24 protein-coding genes and 1 pseudogene are annotated in these 24,163 nt (G+C 71.1%); 13 read left to right on the plus strand and 12 right to left on the minus strand.

Features of this window, described 5'->3' with window-relative positions; genetic code table 11:
• Positions 1-55 precede the first annotated feature (55 nt).
• The gene (locus ACFYRY_RS38120) at positions 56-949 is read right to left on the minus strand and encodes an RNA polymerase sigma factor SigF (protein WP_389156545.1); all 894 of its coding nucleotides are present in this window, start codon (positions 947-949) and stop codon (positions 56-58) included.
• A 250-nt stretch (positions 950-1,199) separates the two neighbouring features.
• Here ACFYRY_RS38120 and ACFYRY_RS38125 point away from each other — a divergent pair, with 250 nt between their 5' ends.
• From ACFYRY_RS38125 to ACFYRY_RS38150, 6 genes are all read left to right on the plus strand, one after another.
• A complete protein-coding gene (locus ACFYRY_RS38125; protein ID WP_389156547.1) occupies positions 1,200-1,595 on the plus strand; it encodes an STAS domain-containing protein in 396 nt (131 codons plus the stop codon).
• Between the two features lie 211 nt (positions 1,596-1,806).
• A complete protein-coding gene (locus ACFYRY_RS38130; protein ID WP_389156549.1) occupies positions 1,807-2,343 on the plus strand; it encodes an ATP-binding protein in 537 nt (178 codons plus the stop codon).
• 254 nt (positions 2,344-2,597) lie between these two features.
• Entirely contained in the window at positions 2,598-3,326 is a 729-nt protein-coding gene (locus ACFYRY_RS38135) for an LPXTG cell wall anchor domain-containing protein (RefSeq protein WP_389156552.1), read from the plus strand.
• Positions 3,327-3,468: 142 nt separating this feature from the next.
• The gene (locus ACFYRY_RS38140) at positions 3,469-3,924 is read left to right on the plus strand and encodes a hypothetical protein (RefSeq protein ID WP_389156555.1); all 456 of its coding nucleotides are present in this window, start codon (positions 3,469-3,471) and stop codon (positions 3,922-3,924) included.
• A complete protein-coding gene (locus tag ACFYRY_RS38145) occupies positions 3,921-5,069 on the plus strand; it encodes a hypothetical protein (RefSeq protein WP_389156558.1) in 1,149 nt (382 codons plus the stop codon). The genes ACFYRY_RS38140 and ACFYRY_RS38145 overlap by 4 nt, the downstream gene beginning before the upstream one ends.
• Positions 5,066-6,376 (plus strand): hypothetical protein, encoded by a 1,311-nt coding sequence (locus ACFYRY_RS38150; RefSeq protein ID WP_389156561.1) that lies wholly within the window; start codon positions 5,066-5,068, stop codon positions 6,374-6,376. The genes ACFYRY_RS38145 and ACFYRY_RS38150 overlap by 4 nt, the downstream gene beginning before the upstream one ends.
• 88 nt (positions 6,377-6,464) lie before the next feature.
• On the opposite strand, the gene ACFYRY_RS38155 is transcribed toward ACFYRY_RS38150, so the two are convergent.
• Positions 6,465-7,994: a peptide MFS transporter gene (locus ACFYRY_RS38155; protein ID WP_389156569.1), complete on the minus strand. Its 1,530-nt coding sequence runs from the start codon at positions 7,992-7,994 to the stop codon at positions 6,465-6,467.
• A gap of 344 nt (positions 7,995-8,338) precedes the next feature.
• On the opposite strand from ACFYRY_RS38155, the gene ACFYRY_RS38160 reads away from it, so the two are divergent.
• Both ACFYRY_RS38160 and ACFYRY_RS38165 read left to right on the plus strand, forming a co-directional pair.
• Positions 8,339-9,016, plus strand: a complete 678-nt coding sequence (locus ACFYRY_RS38160; RefSeq protein ID WP_356772541.1) for a response regulator transcription factor — start codon at positions 8,339-8,341, stop codon at positions 9,014-9,016.
• Positions 9,017-9,072: 56 nt separating this feature from the next.
• The gene (locus ACFYRY_RS38165) at positions 9,073-10,350 is read left to right on the plus strand and encodes an ATP-binding protein (RefSeq protein ID WP_389156572.1); all 1,278 of its coding nucleotides are present in this window, start codon (positions 9,073-9,075) and stop codon (positions 10,348-10,350) included.
• Positions 10,351-10,587: 237 nt separating this feature from the next.
• Here the strand turns inward: ACFYRY_RS38165 and ACFYRY_RS38170 are convergent, their stop codons facing one another.
• The gene (locus ACFYRY_RS38170) at positions 10,588-11,133 is read right to left on the minus strand and encodes a GtrA family protein (protein WP_389156575.1); all 546 of its coding nucleotides are present in this window, start codon (positions 11,131-11,133) and stop codon (positions 10,588-10,590) included.
• A 154-nt stretch (positions 11,134-11,287) separates the two neighbouring features.
• On the opposite strand from ACFYRY_RS38170, the gene ACFYRY_RS38175 reads away from it, so the two are divergent.
• Genes ACFYRY_RS38175 through ACFYRY_RS38185 form a run of 3 tightly spaced genes read left to right on the plus strand, consistent with a single transcriptional unit; the run spans position 11,288 to position 14,158 of the window.
• A complete protein-coding gene (locus ACFYRY_RS38175) occupies positions 11,288-12,427 on the plus strand; it encodes a 5-(carboxyamino)imidazole ribonucleotide synthase (RefSeq protein ID WP_389156578.1) in 1,140 nt (379 codons plus the stop codon).
• On the plus strand, positions 12,424-12,948 hold the full coding sequence (purE, locus tag ACFYRY_RS38180; RefSeq protein ID WP_389156581.1) for a 5-(carboxyamino)imidazole ribonucleotide mutase: 525 nt from the start codon (positions 12,424-12,426) through the stop codon (positions 12,946-12,948). Before ACFYRY_RS38175 ends, purE begins: the two co-directional genes overlap by 4 nt.
• A gap of 4 nt (positions 12,949-12,952) precedes the next feature.
• A complete protein-coding gene (locus ACFYRY_RS38185) occupies positions 12,953-14,158 on the plus strand; it encodes a dipeptidase (RefSeq protein WP_389156584.1) in 1,206 nt (401 codons plus the stop codon).
• A gap of 62 nt (positions 14,159-14,220) precedes the next feature.
• Here ACFYRY_RS38185 and ACFYRY_RS38190 read toward each other — a convergent pair whose 3' ends face one another.
• The 3 genes and pseudogenes from ACFYRY_RS38190 to ACFYRY_RS38200 form a co-directional block, all read right to left on the minus strand.
• Positions 14,221-14,907: a response regulator transcription factor gene (locus ACFYRY_RS38190; protein WP_389156587.1), complete on the minus strand. Its 687-nt coding sequence runs from the start codon at positions 14,905-14,907 to the stop codon at positions 14,221-14,223.
• An 87-nt stretch (positions 14,908-14,994) separates the two neighbouring features.
• Entirely contained in the window at positions 14,995-15,387 is a 393-nt protein-coding gene (locus ACFYRY_RS38195) for a VOC family protein (protein WP_389156590.1), read from the minus strand.
• Positions 15,388-15,401: 14 nt separating this feature from the next.
• A pseudogene (locus tag ACFYRY_RS38200) lies at positions 15,402-15,760 on the minus strand (VOC family protein).
• A gap of 99 nt (positions 15,761-15,859) precedes the next feature.
• On the opposite strand from ACFYRY_RS38200, the gene ACFYRY_RS38205 reads away from it, so the two are divergent.
• The gene (locus ACFYRY_RS38205) at positions 15,860-16,363 is read left to right on the plus strand and encodes a CGNR zinc finger domain-containing protein (RefSeq protein WP_389156593.1); all 504 of its coding nucleotides are present in this window, start codon (positions 15,860-15,862) and stop codon (positions 16,361-16,363) included.
• 55 nt (positions 16,364-16,418) lie between these two features.
• Here ACFYRY_RS38205 and ACFYRY_RS38210 read toward each other — a convergent pair whose 3' ends face one another.
• From ACFYRY_RS38210 to ACFYRY_RS38235, 6 genes are all read right to left on the minus strand, one after another.
• Complete coding sequence (locus ACFYRY_RS38210; RefSeq protein WP_389156596.1) at positions 16,419-17,159, minus strand: plastocyanin/azurin family copper-binding protein; 741 nt, start codon at positions 17,157-17,159, stop codon at positions 16,419-16,421.
• Positions 17,156-17,725: a hypothetical protein gene (locus tag ACFYRY_RS38215; protein ID WP_389156599.1), complete on the minus strand. Its 570-nt coding sequence runs from the start codon at positions 17,723-17,725 to the stop codon at positions 17,156-17,158. The genes ACFYRY_RS38210 and ACFYRY_RS38215 overlap by 4 nt, the downstream gene beginning before the upstream one ends.
• Positions 17,726-17,844: 119 nt before the next feature.
• Positions 17,845-18,870, minus strand: a complete 1,026-nt coding sequence (locus ACFYRY_RS38220) for a cupredoxin family copper-binding protein (RefSeq protein WP_389156602.1) — start codon at positions 18,868-18,870, stop codon at positions 17,845-17,847.
• A gap of 27 nt (positions 18,871-18,897) precedes the next feature.
• A complete protein-coding gene (locus tag ACFYRY_RS38225; protein WP_389156605.1) occupies positions 18,898-20,244 on the minus strand; it encodes a copper resistance CopC/CopD family protein in 1,347 nt (448 codons plus the stop codon).
• On the minus strand, positions 20,241-20,894 hold the full coding sequence (locus ACFYRY_RS38230; RefSeq protein ID WP_389156608.1) for a hypothetical protein: 654 nt from the start codon (positions 20,892-20,894) through the stop codon (positions 20,241-20,243). The genes ACFYRY_RS38225 and ACFYRY_RS38230 overlap by 4 nt, the downstream gene beginning before the upstream one ends.
• A 495-nt stretch (positions 20,895-21,389) precedes the next feature.
• Positions 21,390-22,733 carry a UDP-glucose dehydrogenase family protein gene (locus tag ACFYRY_RS38235; RefSeq protein ID WP_389156610.1) on the minus strand — a complete coding sequence of 448 codons (1,344 nt, stop codon included), beginning with the start codon at positions 22,731-22,733 and terminating at the stop codon, positions 21,390-21,392.
• A 230-nt stretch (positions 22,734-22,963) separates the two neighbouring features.
• Between ACFYRY_RS38235 and ACFYRY_RS38240 the strand changes: the two genes are divergently transcribed.
• On the plus strand, positions 22,964-24,136 hold the full coding sequence (locus tag ACFYRY_RS38240) for an acyl-CoA dehydrogenase family protein (protein WP_389156613.1): 1,173 nt from the start codon (positions 22,964-22,966) through the stop codon (positions 24,134-24,136).
• Positions 24,137-24,163: the final 27 nt, after the last annotated feature.

The raw sequence follows: 24,163 nt of genomic DNA on the forward strand, positions 1-24,163 counted from the left end.
GTGACCCGGCCCACACCGGGCCGGGTCGCTCAGTCATCCTCGGCTGCGCTCGCCGTCACTCCTCGACGGTCAACCCCTTGCGCAGCTTCACCAGCGTGCGCGACAGCAGCCGCGACACGTGCATCTGCGAGATGCCGAGTTCGTCGCCGATCTCGGACTGCGTCATGCCCGCGACGAAGCGGAGGGACAGGATCTTCCGGTCCCTGGTGGGAAGTTCGGCGATCAGCGGCTTCAACGACTCGACGTACTCGATGCCTTCGAGCCCGTGGTCCTCGTAGCCGATACGGTCCGCGAGGGCGCCCTCTGCGTCGTCCTCCTCGGGCTGGGCGTCCAGCGACGAGGCGGTGTACGCGTTCGACGCGGCCATGCCCTCGACGACCTCGTCCTTCGAGAGGCTGAGGCGCTCCGCGAGCTCCCCCACGGTCGGGGCGCGGTCGAGCTTCTGGGCCAGCTCGTCGCCGGCCTTGGCCAGGTCGAGCCGGAGCTCCTGAAGCCGGCGCGGGACGCGCACGGACCAGGAGGTGTCGCGGAAGAAACGCTTGATCTCGCCCACGATGGTTGGCATCGCGAAAGTGGGGAACTCCACTCCACGGCTGAGTTCGAAGCGGTCGATCGCCTTGATCAGGCCGATCGTGCCGACCTGGATGATGTCCTCCATCGGCTCGCTGCGGGAGCGGAAGCGGGAGGCGGCGAACTTGACCAGGGCGAGGTTGAGTTCGACGAGCGTGTTGCGGACGTACGAGTACTCGTGCGTCCCCTCCTCCAGCGACTCGAGGCGCGCGAAGAGGGTCTTGGACAGTGCCCGCGCGTCCACCGGGCCCACCTCGGTGTAAGGCGGGATCTCCGGAAGCCCGGCGAGCGCGTCGTCCTGCTCGATGGGATCCAGGTTTTCCGGTAGGGATGTCGACGTCGCCTGCTGGGTATGCGATGCGTCGAGCCGGGGTGACATGATGTCCTCCATCGTTCTCGGCATATGGCTGCCGAAGCCGGTTTGTGCACTGCGGTGTGCGGCGCCTCCGAAGCCGACCGTGTCGAATACGTGTCTCTACTAGCCCTACCCGGTTTCCTGAGGCCACCGCAAGTGCATAATGTTCGGTTATGTCCGTTTGTGGGTGATTGTTCAGGTGTCGGAGACTGTGGAGAAGGCGTAGTGTTCGGGGGCGTCAGTCAGCAGCCACGACGTCGGGAGAGAAGACGGCATGGACCGCGGGACAGTCGGCAGCGCACAGTCGGGCCGGCTTCTGGTCGAGGTTCGGGAAGCGGGCCCTAGTGCCGTCGTGACCCCGGCGGGTGAGTTGGACCACCACACCGCCGATTTGTTGCGCGAGCCGCTCGAAGAGTGCCTCGCCAAGGGATTCAGTCGCCTGGTGGTCGACTGCTCGCGCCTGGAGTTCTGTGACTCCACCGGGCTGAACGTGCTGCTGGGCGCGCGACTGAAGGCGGAGGCGGCCGGGGGTGGAGTGCATCTGGCGGGGATGCTGCCCGTGGTGTCGCGCGTCTTCGAGATCACGGGGGCGGATGCGGTCTTCACTGTCCATGACACCCTGGAATTGGCCCTGGCCGGCGAATCGGGCGAGGCCGGCGAGTCCGGCTGAGACGCCGCGCCGGGCCCGGGTGACGCCTCATTCGTCCTCCTGGGACCGGTGCTTTTCGGGCGTCACGCCTTTCGTGCCGAAATACGGGGGTGTTTGCTCGGCTCGGTCGGGCAGGAGACATCCGTACCCGCTGTGCGGGGCCGGCCGGGCGTACCGACTGAGTAGTGACGTTTTGAATCGTGAACTGGTGAATCGGTGAGGTGAAGCGCTGATGAGCATCACCCGGCCTAACCCGCCGGGCGACCGCGGTCCGGAGCCCAGCGGCGCTTCCGGGACGTCCGAGGGGGGCGTGCCGTCGACCGGGGTTTCCGACGGGGGCGCGGCCGTGTCGTCAGGGGGGCGTCAGGTGCGTGGGTTGAGCTTCGACGGGCAGAGCGGTGTCGTTCCCCTCGCCCGAGACTTCACCCGGCAGGCGTTGTACGAGTGGGGCTGGCTGCCCGCGTCCGGTGCGGACCAGCGGGCCGCCGCCGAGGATGTCCTGCTCGTCGTCTCGGAGCTGGTCACCAACGCCTGCCTGCACGCCGAGGGGCCGGACGAACTGCGGATCACCTGCGACAACAAGGTGATCCGGCTGGAGGTCTCCGACAAGGGTGCCGGCCAGCCGTCCCCGCGCACCCCGCACCGTGCCGGGCGCCCCGGGGGCCACGGCATGTTCATCGTGCAGCGGCTGTGCCTGGACTGGGGCGTGGTGCGCGGTCCCGGGGCCGCGGGCAAGACGGTGTGGGCGGAGCTCGGGGCGCCCGCGTGAGTCCCGCGCAGGGCTCTGCACGGGACTCTGCGCAGGGCTCTGTACGGAGCTCCGCAACGAGCTCCGTCATGAGCCGAGCCTAGGGTTACCCACGGTTCGCGCCCTTCGTCACGCGTCACCTCACCTACGCCGGATCGCCACAGATCCGGCGTTCACTTTGTCTTCCTTCCTCTGGAGCCCCGGCGTACCTTGACGGCCGATCTGATGTGCCGTCAGGTAACGCCTTCGGGAATGCCTTCGGGAATGAGGGGACCGTGTCGAACCGGACGTACCAGAAACGAACCGTCGCGCTCGCGTCCGCCGCGGCCCTGGCCGGCTCGGCGGTGCTGATGGCCGCCCCGGCCGCCCATGCCGAGGTCGTCGACGTCAACTACCGCTGCGAGACACCGATCGGCGTCAAGTCGGCGCTCTCGCCCATCGACATCAAGGGCGTCAAGAGCGGCGGCGGCTACCGGGTCACCATGTCGTGGCAGAAGGGCGTCTCCTCCAGCCCGGTCGAACTGGGCAAGGGGTCGATGAACCCGAGCGCCACCATCAAGCTGGGCGGCGCGGACAGCGGCACGCTGAGCGTCACCGGCCCCGCCAACCCGGCCGCGATCCCCGCGAACAGCCCGATCAAGATCAGTGACCTGTCGGGCACGTACACCCCGAAGAAGTCCGGCAAGGTCACCTTCACGGCGGGCGTGCTCACCATCAAGGCGCTCGGTACGACGACGACCTGCACGCCCACCGGCAGCCCGCAGCCGTCGCTGTCCCTGGACGTGACGGCGGCGGGCGGGAGCTCCTCCGGGGGCACCCAGGGCGGCGGCGGCTCAGGCGGCGGCTCGGGGGGCGGCTCGGGCGGCGACCCCGGCACCGCACTCCCGCAGACCGGCCCCGAGGACTCCGCGGTGGCCCTCGGCACGCTCGGCGGCACGGTGCTGCTCGCGGGCGCGGCGGGCGCGTTGTGGCTGACCCGGAGGAACCAGGCCGCCCGCCGCTGATCGCGCCCGGGGCGACCGCCGTCGCCGCCAGCATCCGCACCCGCCCCGCGCTGGTCCCCTCCGCACCACCCCGTCACTGGTCCCATCCGCACCAACCCGCCCCTGGAGCCCACCCGCACCGCCCCGCCGCTGGAGCCGCCCGATGCCGTCCACCGACCGTGCCGTCAGTGCCCTGCGCCGGTCCCTCCCGCCGCTGCTCGGCGCGGCTCGGGCCGCCACCGGAGCCGAGGCCGCCGCGGCCGCCGAGGCCGCCGAGGCCGCCGAGGCCGCCCACGGGTGGTTCGACCGGCCCGATCCGGCCGCGGTCGATCCGCGGCCGAGGGGGACGGCATCCGGCGGGGCGCGGGGCGCAGCCCCCGAGGCGGGCGCCGGGGGAGCGACGGCGGTGGGTGGCGCGTCCGTCGGCGTACGGCGTGGTGGGCGTGGCGACGGCGTCGGGCCGGTGCGGTTCCTGCCGTGGGGCGCCGGGGGAGTGACGGCGGTGGGTGGCGCGTCCGTCGGCGTACGGCGTGGTCCCGGTGTCGGTGTCGGTGTCGGTGTCGGGGTGGTCGCCGGGACGCCGTGGGCGGTCGCCGGGATGACGGGAGTGGGAACGTGAGCGGGAAGGTGCGGATCTGGGCGTTGGTGATGGTGCTCGCGCTGCTCCTGCTGCCTCTGGCGGGCACCGCGGCCGCGGCCGGCCGGCCGAGCGTGAAGCTGTCCACCGCGCAGGCGGGCACCGGGGGTTCGGTGACCGTAACCGGCAGCGGCTGGCGGGAGCGGGCGCTGCTGATGATCCTGATCTGCGGGCGGGCCGTGCCCTCCCGGGGCGTGGTCGGCGGCACCAACTCCTGCGCCAACGCGGACGGCCGGGCCGTGACCACCGACGCGCGGGGCCGGTTCAGCCGGAAGCTGCCGGTCGCCGAGCCGCCGGTGCCCTGTCCGTGCGTGGTGCACGTGGCGACGGTGACCGGGGCGCAGGCCCAGGCCGACGCGGTCTTCCAGGTGGCCGGGCACCCGGTCGAGCCGCTGCCCGCCGAGCCGGCCGGCGGCCGCCTGTCGGTGCTCACGGACACCCGGCTCGACGGCTCCAGCGGGCTGCTGACCTGGTTCGGGGCGCCGCCCGACCGCACCCTCGTCCTCACCGTCGGCAACGTCGGCACCTCCGCCGTCAAGGACCCCGTCTTCCAAATCGGCACCGCCCACGGAGTGTTCGCCCCGCAGTGGGAGGAACAGCAGTGGCGCGGCACCCTCCGGCCCGGCGGGAAGGCACGGCTCAAGCTGCCCGTCGAGCTGTCGGCGGGCGCGCACGGCGACTACACGGTCTCGCTGAAGTACGGCGGGAAGGTCCTCGCCGAGCAGCCCTGGGAGGTGGGGCGGCCCTGGGGCGTGACCCTGTTCTGGATCCTGGTCTGCCTGGTCGTACCGGCCGCGCTGTTCCGCGTCGGGATGGCGGTGGTGGACCGGGTACGGCCGCGCCGGGCGGGCGGTGTCCGCCACCGCGGCCTCAGGCTGCCCCGACTCCCGCTGCGCCCGCCCTGGTCGAGGACCGCCGGCGCTTCGGGACCGGGCACCCGCGGTGCTCGCCGTCCGAAGACCGGCGAGGTCTTCGGACCGAAGGCCCCCGCGCAGGCGCCCCCCTCCGCTTCGACCCTGCCGTGGTTCGTTCCGGACGCCGGTCCGGGCACGGCCGGCCGGCTCTCCGCACCGCACGACGACAGTCCGACGAGTCCTACGACTCCCACCACGAAGGGACCAACGTGAGCGAGCGAAGGAGAGTCATACCGGCCCACGGGCCGAGAAGAGCGGGCGCGGCGGGCCTCGCGCTGGTGCTCGGCGGGGCGGGCGTGCTGCTCGGGGTGACCGCGGGGTCCGCGCAGGCCGCCGAGGTGTCGTACGCGACCCGCTGCGTGCCGCCCGCCGCGGCGAACCTGCCTCCCGTCGACGGCACCACCAAGGCGGAGATCACCGCACCGGCCACCGCGAAGGTCGGCGACGAGGTCGAGGTGGTGTGGAAGTTCGTGCAGGCCGCCTCGAAGAACCCGGACCTGATCGACCTGCCCGCGAACTCCGTCCAGCCCTCCGGAACGCTGAAGGCGGCCGGCGCACAGACCACCGCCGTCGCCATGGAGGGGCCGCGGGAGAACCCGGCGATCCCCAAGGGCGGGGACATGGTGCTGTCCGACATGAAGGGCAAGCTGAAGCTGACGACGCCGGGCGAGGTCACCCTGACGCCGGACGCGTACGCCATCAACGTCATGACGACGGACACCAAGTGCGCGCCCACGGCGGCGGTGCAGCCGGCCGCGACCATCAAGGTGACCGCGGGGGACGGCACTCCGACCCCGACCCCCACCCCCACCCCGACCCCCACCGGCACCCCCACTCCGACGAGCACGCCGACCGCCACCGAGAGCGAGGACGACGGCACCGGGCAGAGCGACTTCACCGGCAAGGAGGTCCAGGTGCCGTACGCCTGCAAGACGCCCATCGGCAACAAGAACGCGACCTCGCCCGTGCAGATCAACGCGAAGAAGAACGGCGGGAGTTACGACCTCACCGTCCGCTTCAAGGGGTCGGTGATGGACAGCCCGGCCGCCATTCCGAAGGACTCGGTCAAGCCGTCGATGGAGGTGGTCCTCGGCGGTGCCGACAAGGGCACGGTGCACGTGGAGGGCCCGACCAACGCGGCGCCCATCAACGCCGGTGACCCGATGACGATCCCGGACCTGAAGGGCACCTACAAGCCGGGCGCGAGCGGCGAGTCCACGCTGTCGCCGGGCGTCCTGACGGTCAAGGCCCTCGGCACCACCACGACCTGCACACCGACCAAGTCGGAGGTCTCGCTCACCCTGGACACCACTCAGCAGGCGAGCGGTGCGTCCGGCGGCGGCTCGGCCGGCTCCTCGGGCTCGGGCGGCACCTCCGGTACGACGTCCGGTGGCGGCCTGGCCGAGACCGGCGCCAAGTCGGACGGCGCCCTCAAGGCACTCGGCCTGGTCGCCGGGACGGCGGTACTGCTGGGGGGCGCGGTGTTCACGTTCATGCCGGGACGGCGGAGGTTGCGCTGACCACGGCAGGGACCGCGATGCACTGAGGGCCACCACACCTGCCCGGTGTGGTGGCCCTCAGCGCATCATCAGACGGGGTCGGCAGGCCTCAGCGGACGTCGCCCATCAGGGACTTCACCTTGCGGCGGTACATCCACACCGCCACGCCGGCGAGGGCGGCGAGGACCGCCTCCCCGAGGACGGCGGGGGTGCCGCTGAGGTCCACACCGGCGATCGCCGGGTTGGACAGCAGGCTGGTGATCGAGTCGCCCGCGGTGACCGCGAGGAACCACACGCCCATCATCTGGCTGGCGTACTTGGCCGGCGCCATCTTCGTGGTCACCGACAGGCCGACCGGGGAGAGACACAGCTCGCCGACGGTCTGGATGAAGTAGATGCCCACCAGCCACATCGGGCTGACCGCGGTGCCGTTCGACGCCATGCCCAGCGGGATCAGGAAGAAGAAGAACGAGACGCCGATCAGGACCAGACCCATCGAGAACTTCACGATGGTGCTCGGCTCCCTGCCCCCGCGGTTGAGCCACACCCACACGAAGGCGAAGACCGGGGCCAGCGCCATGATGAACAGCGGGTTCAGCGACTGGTACCAGGAGGACGGGAAGTCGAACCCGAGCAGCGAGCCCGCCGCCTTGCCCTCACCGAACGCCTGGACGGTGGACGCGCCCTGGTCGTAGATCATCCAGAACACGGCGGCCGCGACGAAGAACCAGATGTAGGCGGTCATCTTCGACTGCTCGGTGCCCGAGAGGTCCTTGTCCCGCTTGATGCGCAGCAGCACGCCCGCCGGCACGATCAGGCCGATGACGGTGAGCGGGATCATCGCCCAGTTCAGGGTGAAGTGGCCGGTGAAGCCGACGACGCCGTAGAAGACGGCCGCCGCGATCAGCCAGAGCAGGCCCTTGCGCAGCCAGGCCGCGCGCTCCTCGGCCGCCAGCGGCTTGGGCACGATGCTGCTGGTCGGGCTCAGGTTGCGGGTGCCGAGCAGGAACGCGGCGAGACCGATCGCCATACCGACCGCGGCCATGCCGAAGCCGAGATGCCAGTTGACCTCCTGGCCGACGGTGCCGATGGCCAGCGGGGCGAAGAACGCGCCCGCGTTGATGCCCATGTAGAAGATCGTGAAGCCGCCGTCGCGGCGCGGGTCCTCGGGGCCGTCGTACAGGTGGCCCACCATCGTGGAGATGTTGGCCTTGAGCAGACCGGAACCGGCCGCGACCAGCGCCAGGCCCGCGAAGAACGGTGCCTGACCGCCGGGCAGCGCCAGCACCAGGTGGCCCGCCATGATGGTGACGGCGGCGATGGCCACCGTCTTGCGCGGCCCCCAGACCCGGTCACCGAGCCAGCCGCCGGGCATGGCGAGCAGGTACACCATCGCCGAGTACACGGAGACGATCACCGTGGTGGTGGCCACGTCCATCGCCAGGCCGCCGCCCATGCTGCCCTTGCCGGCGCCGGGGCCGCCGGAGAGCAGATAGACGGTGAGCAGGGCCTTCATGCCGTAGTAGGAGAATCGCTCCCACATCTCGGTCATGAAGAGAGTGGCCAGTCCGCGGGGATGGCCGAAGAAGGTCTTCTCGGAGCCGGGGGTGACCGAGTCCTTCGTCAGGCTGGACGCCATGGTCGATCCTTGCTGGGGTGCTTTCCTTTCAAGGCCGGTGGGTGACCGGCCCGCACACAAAAGAGACCTTCAGCGTCAACTCCTCGCCAAAGGTCCCCACGGTGCTGCAGGCGTTCGTTCACCATACGGCAGCACAGCGCCGGAAAAAAAAGGACTTGAGACACGAATCACAGGTAAGACGGGAACCTCACACGCCCCTTCCAAGGTCTTTACGACAATCGCACCTCATAGATGGAGGTGTGCATCACAGTGCCTCACGGGTTGGGCCCCGAACGTCAAAAGGTAAGAACAACGGGCCGTCGATCACACCCCAGGTCCTGGCCTGCGCGGTTTACCATCGGCTCATGACCCGTGTACTGCTCGCCGAGGACGACGCGTCCATCTCGGAGCCGCTGGCCCGCGCACTGCGCCGGGAAGGGTACGAGGTCGAGGTGCGTGAGGACGGCCCCACCGCGCTCGACGCCGGAACGCAGGGCGGTGTCGACCTGGTCGTCCTCGACCTGGGTCTGCCCGGCATGGACGGTCTCGAAGTGGCCCGCCGGCTGCGCGCCGAGGGCCTGACGGTCCCGATCCTCATCCTGACCGCGCGCGCCGACGAGGTGGACACCGTCGTCGGCCTCGACGCGGGCGCCGACGACTACGTCACCAAGCCGTTCCGGCTCGCCGAACTGCTCGCCCGGGTGCGGGCCCTGCTGCGGCGCGGCGCCGCCGAACCGGCCCAGCCGCCCGCCACCCACGGGGTGCGCATCGACGTCGAGTCGCACCGCGCCTGGATGGGCGACGAGGAGCTCCAGCTCACCGCCAAGGAGTTCGACCTGCTGCGGGTCCTGGTACGGGACGCCGGCCGGGTCGTCACCCGCGACCAGCTGATGCGGGAGGTCTGGGACACCACCTGGTGGTCGTCGACCAAGACACTCGACATGCACATCTCCTGGCTGCGCAAGAAGCTCGGTGACGACGCGGCGAACCCCCGGTACATCGCGACGGTGCGCGGTGTGGGGTTCCGGTTCGAGAAGAGTTAGGCGCACCGTTCGTCGTCACGGCGCGCCGTTCGTCGTAAAGCTGTCCGGAGGGCCCCGTGCGTCGCCGTCTGATCCAGTCCACCCTCGCCGTGGTGCTCGTCGTGATCGCCGTGTTCGGGGTGTCACTCGTCATCGTCGAGACCCGCACCATCAGCACCAGTGCGCAGGAGCGGGTGGACTCCGAGGCGCAGCGGCTTGCCAGCATCGTGGACAGCAGACTGCTCACCTCGGCGACCGTGGACGCGCAGATCCTGCGGGACCAGGTGGCGCAGGATCGATACGCCATGATCCGGATCCCGGGGGAGCGCACCATCGAGGTCGGCACCCGGCTGCCCGGTGACGTGATCCAGGGCAAGGCCGACGGCGAGGAGGGCGAGACCGTCGTCGTCGAGGAGCCGCGCTCCTCGGTGACCCGCGAGGTCGGCCGGACCCTGCTGATCATCGGGCTGGTCGCACTGCTCGCGGTGATCGCCGCGGTGCTGCTGGCGATCCGCCAGGCCAACCGGCTCGCCTCCCCGCTCACCGACCTCGCGGAGACCGCCGAACGCCTCGGCTCCGGCGACCCACGCCCCCGGCACAAGCGGTACGGCGTCCCCGAGCTGGACCGGGTCGCCGATGTCCTCGACTCCTCCGCCGAGCGCATCGCCCGCATGCTCACCGCGGAACGCCGGCTTGCCGCCGACGCCTCCCACCAGCTGCGTACGCCGTTGACGGCCCTGTCGATGCGCCTGGAGGAGATCACCCTCACCGACGACCCGGACACGGTGAAGGAGGAGGCGAACGTGGCGCTGACGCAGGTGGAGCGCCTCACCGACGTGGTCGACCGGCTGCTCACCAACAACCGCGACCCGCGCACCGGCTCCGCCGTCACCTTCGACCTCGACGAGGTCATCCAGCAGCAGCTCGCCGAATGGCGCCCCGCCTACCGCAGCGCGGGCCGGGCCATCGTCAGCTCCGGGAAGCGGCATCTGACGGCGGTCGGCACCCCGGGCGCGGTCGCGCAGGTGCTGGCCGCGCTGATCGAGAACTCCCTCATGCACGGCGGCGGCACGGTGGCGCTGCGCACCCGGGTCACCGGCAACCAGGCGGTGATCGAGGTCACGGACGAGGGGCCCGGGGTGCCCACCGACCTCGGGGCGCGGATCTTCGAGCGGGCGATCAGCGGCCGCAACTCCACGGGCATCGGTCTGGCGGTGGCCCGGGACCTGGCGGAGGCCGACGGGGGCCGCCTGGAGATGCTCCAGACCCAGCCCCCGGTGTTTGGCCTGTTCCTGTCGCGTACGCCGCTGCGGAAGGCGGCCGCCGAGCAGGACGAGGAACCGACGGTCCGCTGAACGCGGGCAGGACGGTCAGGGCCTGTCGTTTGGATCACGCCGCAGACGCGGGGTCTGGCACGCACTCCCCCACTCTCGGCTTCGCTCGAGCGGGAGGGACCCCCACCCGCGTTGTCGTCGGTTGCCGATGCTCCGCATCGACGCCCTCCTCCGCCTTGCAGCTGCACGCACCAGACCCCGCTCACCGGCATCGACCAGCACCGTCAGTTTCCTGCGGCCTGATCCAAACGACAGGCCCTAGGCGCGCTGTTTCGCCGGACCCTTCTTCGCGTCCGTCGCCAGGAACGATTCCGCGCTGGCCACGGCTTCCTTGGCCGGAAGTGCGCGGAACACCCAGGTGCGGTACGACCAGAAACGGAACAGGGTCGCGACGCCGATGCCGACGAACTTGAAGATGTTGCTCTGCAGCGGGCTGTCCCAGCCGAACCAGTAGGTCGCCGCGTAGAGCACGCCGTTCTCGATCACCAGTCCGACCGCGCTGAACAGCAGGAACAGGGTGAGTTCCTTGGTGCGGCCGCTCTTGTCGCGGTCCCGGTAGGCGAAGTACCGGAAACCGACGTAGTTGAAGACGATGGCGACGACGGTCGCTATGACACTCGCCCGCACCACCTGGAGGTCGGTCGAGTGCCGCACCAGGTTGAAGACGAGCAGGTTGACCAGCACTCCGGCCCCGCCGACGGCGCCGAACTTGACGGCCTCACGCATCAACCGGTCGACCCGCTGGCGCGCCGCGCTGCGAGGCGCCGGAGGAGCCGCAGGAAGCCCCTGGGAACCACGTTCCATGGCTGTCCAGGCCCCCATCCCGTTAGATTTCGTCAACTCAGCCATGCTAACCATCCCCCCTTAGTGATCGCCTATGGGCGAGCTCACAGGACGGCAAAGACGGGCCCGGAGGGTGGGAAACCAGCCACCGAGGCGTGGCCGATACCCTAGGACCGTGACGTTCCCGGTAGTCGGCATGGTCGGCGGGGGTCAGCTCGCTCGTATGACACACGAGGCGGGCATCCCGCTCGGCATCAAATTCAAACTCCTCAGTGACACCCCGCAGGATTCCGCGGCGCAGGTCGTGAGCGATGTCGTCATAGGCGACTACCGCGATCTCGACACGCTGCGTGACTTCGCGCGCGGGTGCGATGTGATCACCTTCGATCACGAACACGTGCCCACCGAGCACCTCCGGGCGCTGGAGGCGGAGGGCATTCCCGTCCGCCCCGGCCCGGACGCGCTGGTGCACGCCCAGGACAAGGGCGTGATGCGGGCGCGGCTGGACGCGATCGGGGTGCCCTGCCCGCGGCACCGGATCGTGCGCGATCCGGCCGACGTGGCCGCCTTCGCGGCGGAGGGCGACGGCTTCCCGGTGGTCCTCAAGACCGTCCGCGGCGGCTACGACGGCAAGGGCGTGTGGGTGGTGGACTCCGTCGAGGAGGCCGCGGACCCCTTCCGTGCCGGTGTCCCCGTGCTCGCCGAGGAGAAGGTCGACTTCGTCCGCGAGCTCGCCGCCAACGTCGTACGCTCCCCGCACGGTCAGGCCGTGGCCTACCCGGTCGTCGAGTCGCGGCAGGTCAACGGCGTCTGCGACACGGTGATCGCGCCCGCCCCCGACCTCGACGAGGGCCTCGCCCTGCGCGCCGAGGAGATGGCGCTGCGGATCGCCCAGGACCTCGGCGTCGTCGGCCACCTCGCCGTCGAGCTGTTCCAGACCCGCGACGGACGCATCCTCGTCAACGAGCTCGCCATGCGCCCGCACAACTCCGGGCACTGGTCGATGGACGGCGCGATCACGTCCCAGTTCGCCAACCACGTCCGCGCGGTCCTCGACCTCCCGCTCGGCGACCCGCGCCCGCGCGCCCCGTGGACGGTCATGGTCAACGTGCTCGGCGGCGACTACCCGGACATGTACTCCGCGTACCTGCACTGCATGGCCCGCGACCCCCAGCTCAAGATCCACATGTACGGCAAGGACGTGAAGCCCGGCCGTAAGGTCGGACACGTCAACACCTACGGCGACGACCTGGACGACGTGCTGGAGCGCGCCCGTCACGCTGCCGGCTACCTGAGAGGCACGATCACCGAATGAGCCCTGTTGTCGGCATCGTCATGGGTTCGGACTCCGACTGGCCCGTCATGGAGGCCGCCGCCAAGGCCCTCGACGAGTTCGAGATCACGTACGAGGTGGACGTCGTCTCCGCGCACCGGATGCCGCGCGAGATGGTCACGTACGGCGAGCAGGCCGCCGAGCGCGGGCTGAAGGTCATCATCGCCGGTGCGGGGGGCGCGGCCCATCTGCCCGGGATGCTCGCGTCCGTGACCCCGCTGCCGGTGATCGGCGTTCCCGTCCCGCTGAAGTACCTCGACGGCATGGACTCGTTGCTGTCCATCGTGCAGATGCCGGCCGGTGTCCCGGTCGCCACGGTCTCCGTCGCCGGCGCGCGCAACGCGGGCCTGCTCGCGGCCCGGATCCTGGCGACCCACGACGAGGAACTCCTCGGCCGGATGCAGGAGTTCCAGCAGGAGCTGAACGACCAGGCCACCGAGAAGGGCAAGCGGCTGCGCGCCAAGGTCGAGGGACTCGGCGACGGCTTCGGATTCGGGAAGTGACCCGATGACCCCGACGACCTCGACGAACTCGACGAACTCGGTTGACCGGGCCAGGGAGCTGCTGCGGGAGTTCCCCGTGGTCGACGGGCACAACGACCTCCCCTGGGCGCTGCGCGAACAGGTCCGCTACGACCTCGACGCCCGCGACATCGCCACCCACCAGGGCCCCCACCTGCACACTGACATCCCCCGCCTGCGGGCGGGCGGCGTCGGCGCGCAGTACTGGTCGGTGTTCGTGCGCTCGGACCTGCCCGACCCGGTCCCGGCGACGTTGGAACAGATCGACTGCGTACGGCAGTTGCTGGCCCGCTACCCGCGGGACCTGCGCCCCGCGCTGACCGCGGCGGACATGACGGCGGCGCGCGACGAGGGCCGTATCGCCTCGCTGATGGGCGCGGAGGGCGGTCACTCGATCGGCAACTCGCTCGCCACGCTGCGCGGGTTGTACGCCCTCGGTGTCCGCTACCTGACCCTCACCCACAACGACAACGTGGCCTGGGCGGACTCCGCGACCGACCGGCCCGGCGTCGGCGGTCTTTCGGCCTTCGGCCGTGAGGTCGTGCGGGAGATGAACCGCGAGGGCATGCTGGTCGACCTCTCGCACGTGGCGGCCACGACGATGCGGGACGCCCTGGACGCCTCGTCGGCGCCGGTGGTGTTCTCGCACTCCTCGTCCCGGGCGGTGTGCGACCATCCGCGCAACATCCCGGACGACGTGCTGGAACGACTGCCGGTCAACGGCGGCGTGGCGATGGTGACGTTCGTCCCCAAGTTCGTGCTCCAGGCGGCCGTGGACTGGACGGCGGCGGCCGACGAGAACATGCGCGCGCACGGCTTCCACCATCTCGCCACCACCCCGGAGGCGATGAAGGTGCACCGCGCCTTCGAGGAGAGCAACCCGCGTCCGGTCGCGACGGTCGCCACGGTCGCTGACCATCTCGACCACATGCGCGAGGTCGCCGGCATCGACCACCTCGGCATCGGCGGCGACTACGACGGCACCGCGTTCACCCCGGACGGTCTCAGCGATGTCTCCGGCTACCCGAACCTGATCGCCGAACTCCTGGACCGCGGCTGGTCGAAGCCCGACCTGGCCAAGCTGACCTGGCAGAACGCGGTACGGGTCCTGGGTGCGGCGGAGGACGTGGCCCGCGACCTGCGGTCGACGCGGGGGCCGTCCAACGCGACGATCGAGTCACTGGACGGCTGAAACGGCGGCGGTGGCCCGGGCGGCTGGTCCGAGTGGGGGCGGGGTGACAGGGCGGCGGGTCGTCAGCCGCGCGTCATCGTGTAGCCGAGCCCCCGGACCGTCCTGATCAGCGACTGGTCGTCGTCGCCCAGCTTGCGGCGCAGGTAGTACACGTACGTCTCGACGGTCCCGGAGCGGGAGGGCGCCCCCCAGACCCGCTCCAGGATCTGCTTCTTCGTGACGACCTGGCCGACGTTGCCCATCAGGTAGCTCAGCAGGTCGAACTCGCGGGCCGACAGCTCGACGCGGGTGTCGTCCCGCCAGACCGCGCGGCGGTCCACGTCCACCGTGAGGCCGCCGTTGCGCAGCAGCCGGCTCTCGTCGGCCAGGTCGCGTGCCAGCAGCTCCTGGAGGCGTGCGACCGCCTCGGCCGGCGCGAAGGGCTTGGTGAGGTGCCCGTCGGTGCCCGTCATCACGCGGCGCGCCGCGGCCCGGGCCTCCGGCTCCTCGCCGGAGAGGAACAGCACCGGCGCGTTCACCCCGGCGGCGCGCAGCTCCTCGTACGTCTCGATGCCGTCGTCGTCCGGCAGCGCCAGGTCCAGGACGACGAGGTCGGGCCGCGCGGAACGGACGACCGGTATCGCGAACCGGCCGCGGCTGGCCGCGTACACCTCGAAGCCCAGCGTGCTGAGCTCCGTGATCAGGGGCCGGGTGCGGGGGTCGGCGTCGATCACGAGGGCACGGAGCGGGGCGGGTCTTTGAATGTTCACGTACTGAAGACGAAGGTCCCCGTACAAAGGTGCCCGATCGGCCCCGAACTCCCGCCCGAAGGGACGGGAGTTGGGGGGAGGGAGGGATCAGACGGGGTCGATCCGGCAGAGGCAGAAGGGATGCCCGGCCGGATCCGCGTAGACCCGGAAGCCCTTCTTCTCGTAGTCCTCGCGGTCCAGGACGCTCGCGCCCAGCGCCAGCACCTTCTCCTCGGCCGCGTCGATCTCCTCCCAGGTGGACCCGGCGTCGAAGTCGAGGTGGAACTGCTGCGCGTTGCGGTCCGCGCGCGGCCACTCCGGCGGGGTGAGGCCGGGCGCCCGCTGGAAGGCCAGCCGCGGGCCGTCCGGAATACGGAGCACGACCCAGTCGTCGTCCGTGCCCTCGGGGGTGCCGCCGCCGACCTGTGCGTAGAACTCGGCGAGCAGGCGCGGTTCGGGGCAGTCGACGACCACCGAACGGATGCGTGCCACGGGTGTCATGAAGTCCTCCCAGGTCAGCTGAGACAGAGGCAGAAAGGGTGCCCTGCCGGATCGGCGTACACCCGGAAGGTCCGGGAGCGGTCCTCGGCGTCCAGTGGCTTCGCGCCCAGCGCCAGCGCCTTCTTCTCGGCCTCGTCCAGGTCCGCCACGACGAGGTCCAGGTGGAACTGCTGCGAGCCGTCGGACGAGGGCCACGTCGGCGGTACGTGCCCCGGGCGGCCTGGAAGGACAGGGTCTGCCCGTCGGACAGCTTGAGGTCCACCCAATCCCCCTCGTCCTTCGTCGTGCCGCCGAGCACATCGGCGTAGAACCCGGCCAGGGCTCGAGGGTCGGGACAGTCCAGGACGACGGTGCCCAGCTTGGCGAACGGCATGACTTCCTCCTTGAAGCCGCAGTTACCTCGGTTACCTGTAGAGGAGAGTAACCAGTAACGGTTACCGCATGCATCCCTATTGGCGGTAACGTCGCGAGCATGAGTGAGAGATCGCCCGCGCCCGGCGGTCTGGCCCTGATCCAGTCCCTGGTGAACACGCTGGACATCGAGTCGGACGCCGACTCGCTGGACTCGGTGGAGGGCCGCGCGCGGTTCGGTGTCGCCGAGGACGAGCTGGCGGGGGCCCGCGAACTGCGTGAGTCCCTGCGCGCCGCCCTGCTCGCCCACGCGGGCCATGCCCCGCACCGCACGGTGATCCCGCTGGGCGAGCTGCTCGCACGGGCGCCCCTGGTCGTGACGGTCGACGCGGCAGACGGCTCCGCGGCCCTCGCCCCGGCCGACGAGGGCCCGCTGCTGTCCCGGGTCGCGGCGGCCGTCGCCCAGGCCCTCGTCGAGGGCACCTGGACCCGCCTGAAGGCCTGCGAGGCGGCCGACTGCCTCTGGGCGTACTACGACCGCAGCCCGGCCGGCCGCGGCCGCTGGTGCTCCATGCAGGTGTGCGGGGCACGCGCGAAGATGCGGCGCTACCGGGCGAAGGACTGAGCTGCGGCCAGGGGCTGAGCTGCGGCCGAGGCCCGGCCCGTCCTCGAGGTCCGGCCTACGCCTCCTCCCTCCGGGGTGACGAGGCCCGGGAGCCGACCAGCAACAGGCACAGCACCGCGACCCCGGCGACGATGCCGGTCAGCACGAGCAGGGGATCCAGGGGGCGGGCGGTCGAGGCGGCGGACTGGGTCGCGGGCATCTGCGCGGCCGGCGGATCCTGCGGTGACGGGGACGTCTGCGGCGCGGCCGCACCGGACGCGGTGGCGGACGGCGACGCCGACGGCATGCGCATCGGCGGCGCCTTGCTGCTCGCCGCGGTCCGGGGCGGCGTGGGCGCCCGCTGTTCCGTCGAGCCGCCGGAGCCGCCCGAGCCGCCGGAGGAGGTCGAGCCCACGGAGTGTTCGTGCGTCGGCGCCGCCGGTGCCGCCGGTGCCGCAGGGCGGACCGTGATCCCGGCTGTCATGTTCGGGTGGACGGTGCAGTAGTACCCGTACGTCCCGGCCGCGGTGAACGTGAAGCTCCAGCTCTGCCCCTTGTTGAGCATGGGGGAGTGGATCGAGACCGGGCCCGAGGTGGTCTTCACGTCGTGCGGTGCGGTGTCCTGGTTGGTCCAGGTCACCGTGGATCCGACGGGGACGGTCAGGTTCGCGGGCGAGAAGGCGTACCCCTTCATCGTCACGCTGTACGAGGCCGCCGACGCCTGCCCGGCCGGCAGCAGCGGCAACGCGAGAAGCGCGAGGACGGCGGACACGGCGGCACCCCGGGCCGTCCGCCGGGCCGCCCGGATCGCCCTCACGCGAACTCCGCCGCGACCAGCAGCCGCAGCCGGGTGGCCGGCGTCCGCCACGGCAGCCGGAACCCGGTGGCGCGGCGCAACAGCCGGTACGGCAGCCGGGCGCGGCCCACGACGAGCAGCCCGTCGTCGGACCGCTCCACCACCCGCAGCCGAAGCAGCACCGGGAAGGCGACCCCGTTCACCGCGAGGTCGCCGGTGAGTCGGAGATGGCCGGGGGACTCGTCGACGCGCTCGGAGGTGAGGGCGGCGGTGAGGTGGCGGCCGCCGAACTCGAAGCGGAAGTCGGGGTGTTCGTGGCCGACGGCGTCTTCGGTGTGCGCGACCTGCCCGGTGGGGGCGGCGTGCTCGGCGTGTTCCGCGGGCTCTGGGCCGGCCGGCACGGTCAGGCAGGCCCCGGCCAGCGTCACCCGGCGGCGCAGCGTCGGCAACGGGCCGTACCAGGCGGTGAGTTCGACGAGCGAGCGGCCGGCGGCCACGGTGTACCGGCCGGGCAGGGGCAGTCGGCGGTCGTCGCCCACCTGTGACTGAGGCGGGGGAGGGACGGTGGGCAGGGTGACGGTCGTCATCCCGGTCTCCTTGGAAAGCGGTTCCCGATGCGTGGCGGTGGAGTGGAGAATGGACACGGTCGCCGCTCCGGCCGGCTGAGCCCCGGCCGGAGCGGCGTCCACCCGTGTCGCGGACCGCGTCAGCAGTTGTCGGTGATGTAGTCCGTGGTGGGCGTGAGCATCTGCCCGGCCCAGACGGTGTGCATCTTCACGTAGCTGTCGACGTTCAGCAGGTCGGTGACCTGCTGGCCGAGCGACTCACCCAGGTGTGCGCTGTTGACGTGGTTCAGCAGCGTGCTGAGCGTGCTGTCGAGCACCGTGCCGCCGCCTTCGACGGCCGGCTTGAGGATGCTCTCGACCCACACGGTGTGCATCTTGATGTACGAGTCCAGCGCGAGGGCGTCCTGCACCTGCTCGCCCGGCGACCGCTCCAGGTGCGCCGCGTAGAGGTGCTGGAGGATCGGCATCAGCACGTCCTGGGCGCTGGCGCACTGCTCGTCGCCACCGGAACCGCCGCCCGTACCGCCACCGGAACCACCACCCGTGCCGCCCGTGCCGGTCGGCATCGGCATGCCGGTCGGACCCGCGGTGGGCGTCCCGGTCGGGGTGCCCGTGGGGCCCGTCGTGGGCGTGCTCGTGGGAGCCGTCGTCGGGGTGGGCGCCGGCGTGGAACCGCCACCGCCGCCACCGGCCGCCACGACCTTCACGGACGAGACCATGTCCGGGTGCACCGCGCAGTAGTACTCGTACGTCCCCGCCTTGGTGAAGGTGTACGACCACGAGTCGCCCTGGTTCAGGGTCCCCGAGTCGAACTTGACCGGGGCCTTGGTGGTGGTGACCGTGTGCGGCGCGCTGTCGTGGTTGGTCCACTGGACGGTCTGGCCGACCTCGACGACGAGCTGTTTCCCGTTGCCGAACTTCATGCCCGAGATGTCGACCTGGTAGTCCGCCTTGGCGGCCGCGGCGGGCCGCGCCTCGGCGGCAGCCGCGGGCGCCTGAGCCGCGCCCGCGTTCTGCACCGAGTCGGACTTGGAGCCCGAGACCGCGCTCAGCAGTCCGAGGCTGAGCACGGCGGCCAGCGCCGCACCGAGCCCGGCGACCAGCAGGCCCCGGTTCCCGGCGGGCGGCCTGCGCCGCCGGTCACCGGTGTCGTTGTTCTGCGTCACTGCAACTCCTTGTGCATTGGGGAGAGTTCAACGGCCGGGGTCGGCCGTGACCAGCAGACTCGTCACGGCGAGCACGACGAGGACGAGCCCCGTCTCGGCCGCGACCGAGTAGCCGAAGGACCGCACGGTGGCGGTGTCGCCGCGCAGCAGCACGGCGAGATCGAGGCGGGTGCGCACCCACTGGCGGCTCGCGTACGCGGCGAGCAGGACGCACCCGAGAACGCCCGTCTTGAGCAGCAGCAGCTGCCCGTACGAGGTGTGCAGCAGGGCGCCGTAGGACCCGACCACCTGCCAGGCGAGCACCAGCCCGGCGCCGACGATCCCGGCGACGCTCACGGCCGCGAGCCGCGAGTAGCCCGGCACCACCGCCGCCAGCTCCCCGGCCCGCCGTCGCGGCAGCACGGCCAGCGCGAGCATGGCCAGTCCGCCGATCCACAGGGAGGCGAAGAGCAGATGGACGAAGTCGGCGACCGCGCCCCAGGTGGGCTCGCTGCCCTCGGAGTTGTGGCCGGTCATCCCGGTCGTCCGCAGCAGCCCGAAGGTCACCGCGAGGGCGCCCACCCGCCAGCCCGGGGAGCGGGAGGCACGGGCCCCGCCCTGTAGCAGCGCGCCGAGCACGACGGCCGCCAGCACCCACAGCAGCGTGCGCGCGGCGAGCACGACGCCGGGTTCGGTGGTCAGCACGTCGGCGTACGTCGCCGGGCGCAGCGCGTCCCGGACGCCGCCGAGCGCGGTGTACGCGCCCTGGAGGCCGATGCCCGCGACCGTCGCCAGCAGCCCTGTCGTCCAGGCGAGACCGAGCAGGGCCCGGGCCCGCGGCTCGTCCGCGCCGCGCGGCCACAGCAGCATGAGGAAGCCGAGACCGCCCACGTACAGGGCGAGGGCGAGGTAACCGGCCCAGCGGACGGCGACGAGGCCCTTGCGCACCGAGGGGGACGGCGCGGGAGCGGGAGACGCGGCCTCACCGCCGCCAGTCGTGGCCTTCGCGGCAGGCGTGCCGACGGTGAGGGCGATCCGGCCGGAGGAGGCGTGCCCGTCCTCCTTGTCGACGACGGACCAGACGACGGCGAGATCGCCGTGGTCCGGCGCGGCGAGCGCGACCCGCACGGCGCGGGTGCCGCCCTTCGCCGCCGCCGCCCGGGACACCGGAAGCCGGTCGCCGTCCACCGTCAGCACGCGTACGTCGGTGAGGTCGACGGGCTCGTCGAAGGTGAGCGTCAGGTGGCCCGGTGCCTTCTTGAGGTGCGCGCCGTCCTTGGGCGAGGCGGAGACCAGCTCGGTGTGGGCGGAGGCGGCCTGGGGCGCCCCGACCAGGGCGTAGAGGAGCGGGGTGAGCAGGAACAGGAACAGGGTGCGGCGGAGCGGCGTGGTCACGGCGTCGCCTCCGGCTGGGGGGAGGAGCCGGTGCCGAGGAGGCCGGTCAGGGAGACGGAGGCGAGACCGACGCAGGGGGACGGTTGCGGCTCGGGTGTCTCGTCGCTGCCGTCGAGCAGCCCGAACACGGGCTGGGTGAGCCCGCCGAGCAACGGCCGTACGAGGGTGACCTCGCCGTCCTGGCAGCCGTCGCCGTCGGCGGGGGTGGAGCCCGAGGGGGAGGGGGTGGGCGTGGGGGAGGGGGAGGTGGTGCCGGCGGGCGGTGCGGGCTGGTGACCCGGGTGACCGGCCTCGCCGGTGCCGCCCGCCTGGCCGCCGGTGCCGTAGCCGTAGCCGGTGTCGACGCCGGTCCCGCCGTAGCCGACGCCGGTCCCGCCGTATCCGGGCATCCCGCCGGTCCCGACGGGGTACTGGCCCATTCCGGTGCCGGGGTCCTGCGCGCCGGAGCCGCCCGGGGCGGTCGGCGTGGGGCTGGCCGGTGCCGTGGCGGCGGGCGGTGGCGTGGGAGCCGTGGCGGCCTCTCCGGAGGCGGAGGGGGCGCCGATGCCCGACGCGTAACCCAGCACGATCACCACGGCGCCGACGAGTGCTCCCGCCACCAACTCGTCGCGGTGATCCCGTGGCCACTCCGCCCTACGGAACAAGGGCATGTGTTCTCTCCTGGCATGGTCGGGTCAATCCACATGAGGGTGTGGCGAATGACGACCAGTGGAGTGGAGTGCGGATTCCGCGTGAATACGCCTCGGTTAATCGATTGTTGCCTAGCTCTCCATCGCGAGGGTGTCCACTGTGAGATCGGTCCATTCCGCATGCTGCTCGGATGGACCTCGAATAAAATTCGAACTCATGTTGATGGTTTCGCGGACGGCGGCATATGCCAGCCGTGAAGTCGGGTGCCAGCATCGGGGGAACTGGCGCCACCGCACCCAGTCCGTCAGGGCGTGGAGGCGCATGACGGGCAGGAAATCTCCGCAGTCCGGTCTCTTTCTTCACCGATTCCGCGAGAATTCCTCGACCTTCGGCAAACCTGTCAGCAATTCACGGAACTCGGTGCCGATTGCGGCGCCGCGATGCTGACGACATCCGTACCGAGTTCCCTACCCAGTTCCGCGCCGAGCCTCTGCCGAGTTCCGCGCCGAATTTCCTCAGGCCGTCGGCCGCCCCATCGCCCGGTACGTCCAGCCGGCCTTCCGCCACAGCTGGGGATCCAGGGCGTTGCGCCCGTCCAGGACCAGCTTGGTCGCCGCGACCTCACCGAGCGCCGCCGGGTCCAGCTCACGGAACTCCCGCCACTCCGTCAGATGCAGCACCGCGTCCGCGCCCCGCACCGCCTCCACCGCGGAGTCCGCGTACCCGAGCGTCGGGAAGACACGGCGGGCGTTGTCCATGCCCTTCGGGTCGTACACCGTCACCTGGCCACCCTGGAGGTGGATCTGACCGGCGACATTGAGCGCCGGCGAGTCCCGGACGTCGTCCGAGTCCGGCTTGAAGCTGGCGCCGAGCACCGCGACCCGCTTGCCCAGGAAAGCCCCGCCGCCCAGCGCCTCCCGCGCCAGCTCCACCATCTGCCCGCGCTGGCGCATGTTGATCGAGTCGATCTCGCGCAGGAAGGTCAGCGCCTGGTCGGCACCCAGCTCACCGGCGCGCGCCATGAACGCCCGGATGTCCTTCGGCAGACAGCCGCCGCCGAACCCGATCCCCGCCCGCAGGAACTTCCTGCCGATCCGGTCGTCGTACCCGATGGCCTCGGCCAGCTTGGCCACGTCGCCGCCGGAGGCCTCGCACATCTCCGCCATCGCGTTGATGAACGAGATCTTCGTCGCCAGGAAGGAGTTCGCGGAGGTCTTCACCAGCTCGGCGGTCGGGAAGTCGGTGACCACGAAGGGCGAGCCGGCGGCGATGGGACCCGCGTACACCTTCCGCAGCAGCTTCTCCGCCCGCTCGCTGCGCACGCCCACCACGATCCGGTCCGGGTGCAGCGTGTCCTGGACCGCGAAGCCCTCGCGCAGGAACTCCGGGTTCCAGGCCAGCTCGGCGGCCGCGCCGGCCGGGGAGTTCGCGGCGAGATAGGCGGCGAGCCGGTCGGCGGACCCGACGGGCACGGTCGACTTGCCGACCACGAGGGCGGGCCCGGTCAGATGCGGCGCGAGGGAGGTGATGGCGGCGTCGACGTACGACATGTCACAGGCGTACTCACCGTGCCGCTGAGGGGTGTTCACGCACACGAAGTGGACGTCGCCGAAGGCCGCCACCTCCGCGAAGTCCATGGTGAACCGCAGCCGCCCGGTCGACCCCTTGATCCCGGCGACATGCTTGCGCAGCAGCTCCTCGAGCCCCGGCTCGTACATGGGGACCTCGCCCCGCTGGAGCATCTCGATCTTCTCCGGCACGACGTCCAGCCCCAGCACCTCGAATCCGAGCTCGGCCATGGCCGCGGCGTGGGTGGCGCCGAGGTAGCCGGTTCCGATCACGGTGATCTTGAGGCTCATGGGTGCTCCAGGGGTCTGGCTGTGGGGGTGCGGGGTGGCTTCGAGGTACGGCTGTGGGGGTTCACAGGTGCGCTGGAAGAGCATAGTCCGGGGAGGGGAACGGGCCTGGAAGGCCAGCTTTCCGGCTGTCGCCAAGCTCACGTATCACTCAGGTGGGCGGGCCCTTAAAATTTGAGTTACTTAACGGTAATTAGCGCCAGCATCACAGCGTCTTTGGAGCGTGAGAGACCTTGGCCGGATCGGCTGATTTCGACCTGTACCGCCCGTCCGAGGAGCACGACATGCTCCGGGACGCGATCCGTTCACTGGCCGAGGCGAAGATCGCGCCGTACGCCGCCGCGGTGGACGAGGAGGCCCGCTTCCCGCAGGAGGCACTCGACGCGCTCGTGGCCAACGACCTGCACGCCGTGCACGTACCGGAGGAGTACGGCGGCGGCGGAGCCGACGCGCTGGCCACGGTCATCGTGATCGAGGAGGTCGCCCGGGTCTGCGCCTCCTCCTCCCTGATCCCGGCCGTGAACAAGCTGGGCTCGCTCCCGGTGATCCTCTCCGGCTCCGAGGACCTGAAGAAGAAGTACCTGGGTCCGCTCGCCAAGGGCGACGCGATGTTCTCGTACGCCCTGTCCGAGCCGGACGCGGGCTCCGACGCGGCCGGCATGAAGACGAAGGCCGTCCGTGACGGCGACCACTACGTCCTCAACGGCGTGAAGCGCTGGATCACCAACGCGGGCGAGTCCGAGTACTACACGGTGATGGCGGTCACCGACCCCGAGAAGCGCAGCAAGGGCATCTCCGCCTTCGTCGTCGAGAAGTCGGACGAGGGTGTGTCCTTCGGCGCCCCCGAGAAGAAGCTCGGCATCAAGGGCTCCCCGACCCGCGAGGTCTACCTCGACAACGTCCGCATCCCCGCGGACCGCATGATCGGCGAGGAGGGCACCGGCTTCGCGACGGCGATGAAGACCCTGGACCACACCCGCATCACCATCGCCGCCCAGGCCCTCGGCATCGCCCAGGGCGCGCTGGACTACGCCAAGGGCTACGTCCAGGAGCGCAAGCAGTTCGGCAAGCCGATCGCCGACTTCCAGGGCATCCAGTTCATGCTCGCCGACATGGCCATGAAGATCGAGGCGGCCCGCCAGCTGACTTACGCCGCGGCGGCCAAGTCCGAGCGCGTCGCCGCCGGAGGTGGAGAAGGGGGCCTCACCTTCCAGGGCGCGGCGGCCAAGTGCTTCGCCTCCGACGTCGCGATGGAGGTCACCACGGACGCGGTCCAGCTGCTCGGCGGCTACGGCTACACCCGGGACTACCCGGTGGAGCGGATGATGCGCGACGCGAAGATCACGCAGATATACGAGGGCACGAACCAGGTCCAGCGCATCGTCATGGCCCGCAACCTGCCGTAACTCACGCTCCGCAGCCACGCGCTCGCT

It is taken from the genome of Streptomyces sp. NPDC005263, assembly GCF_042872365.1.
Taxonomy (GTDB): Bacteria; Actinomycetota; Actinomycetes; order Streptomycetales; family Streptomycetaceae; genus Streptomyces.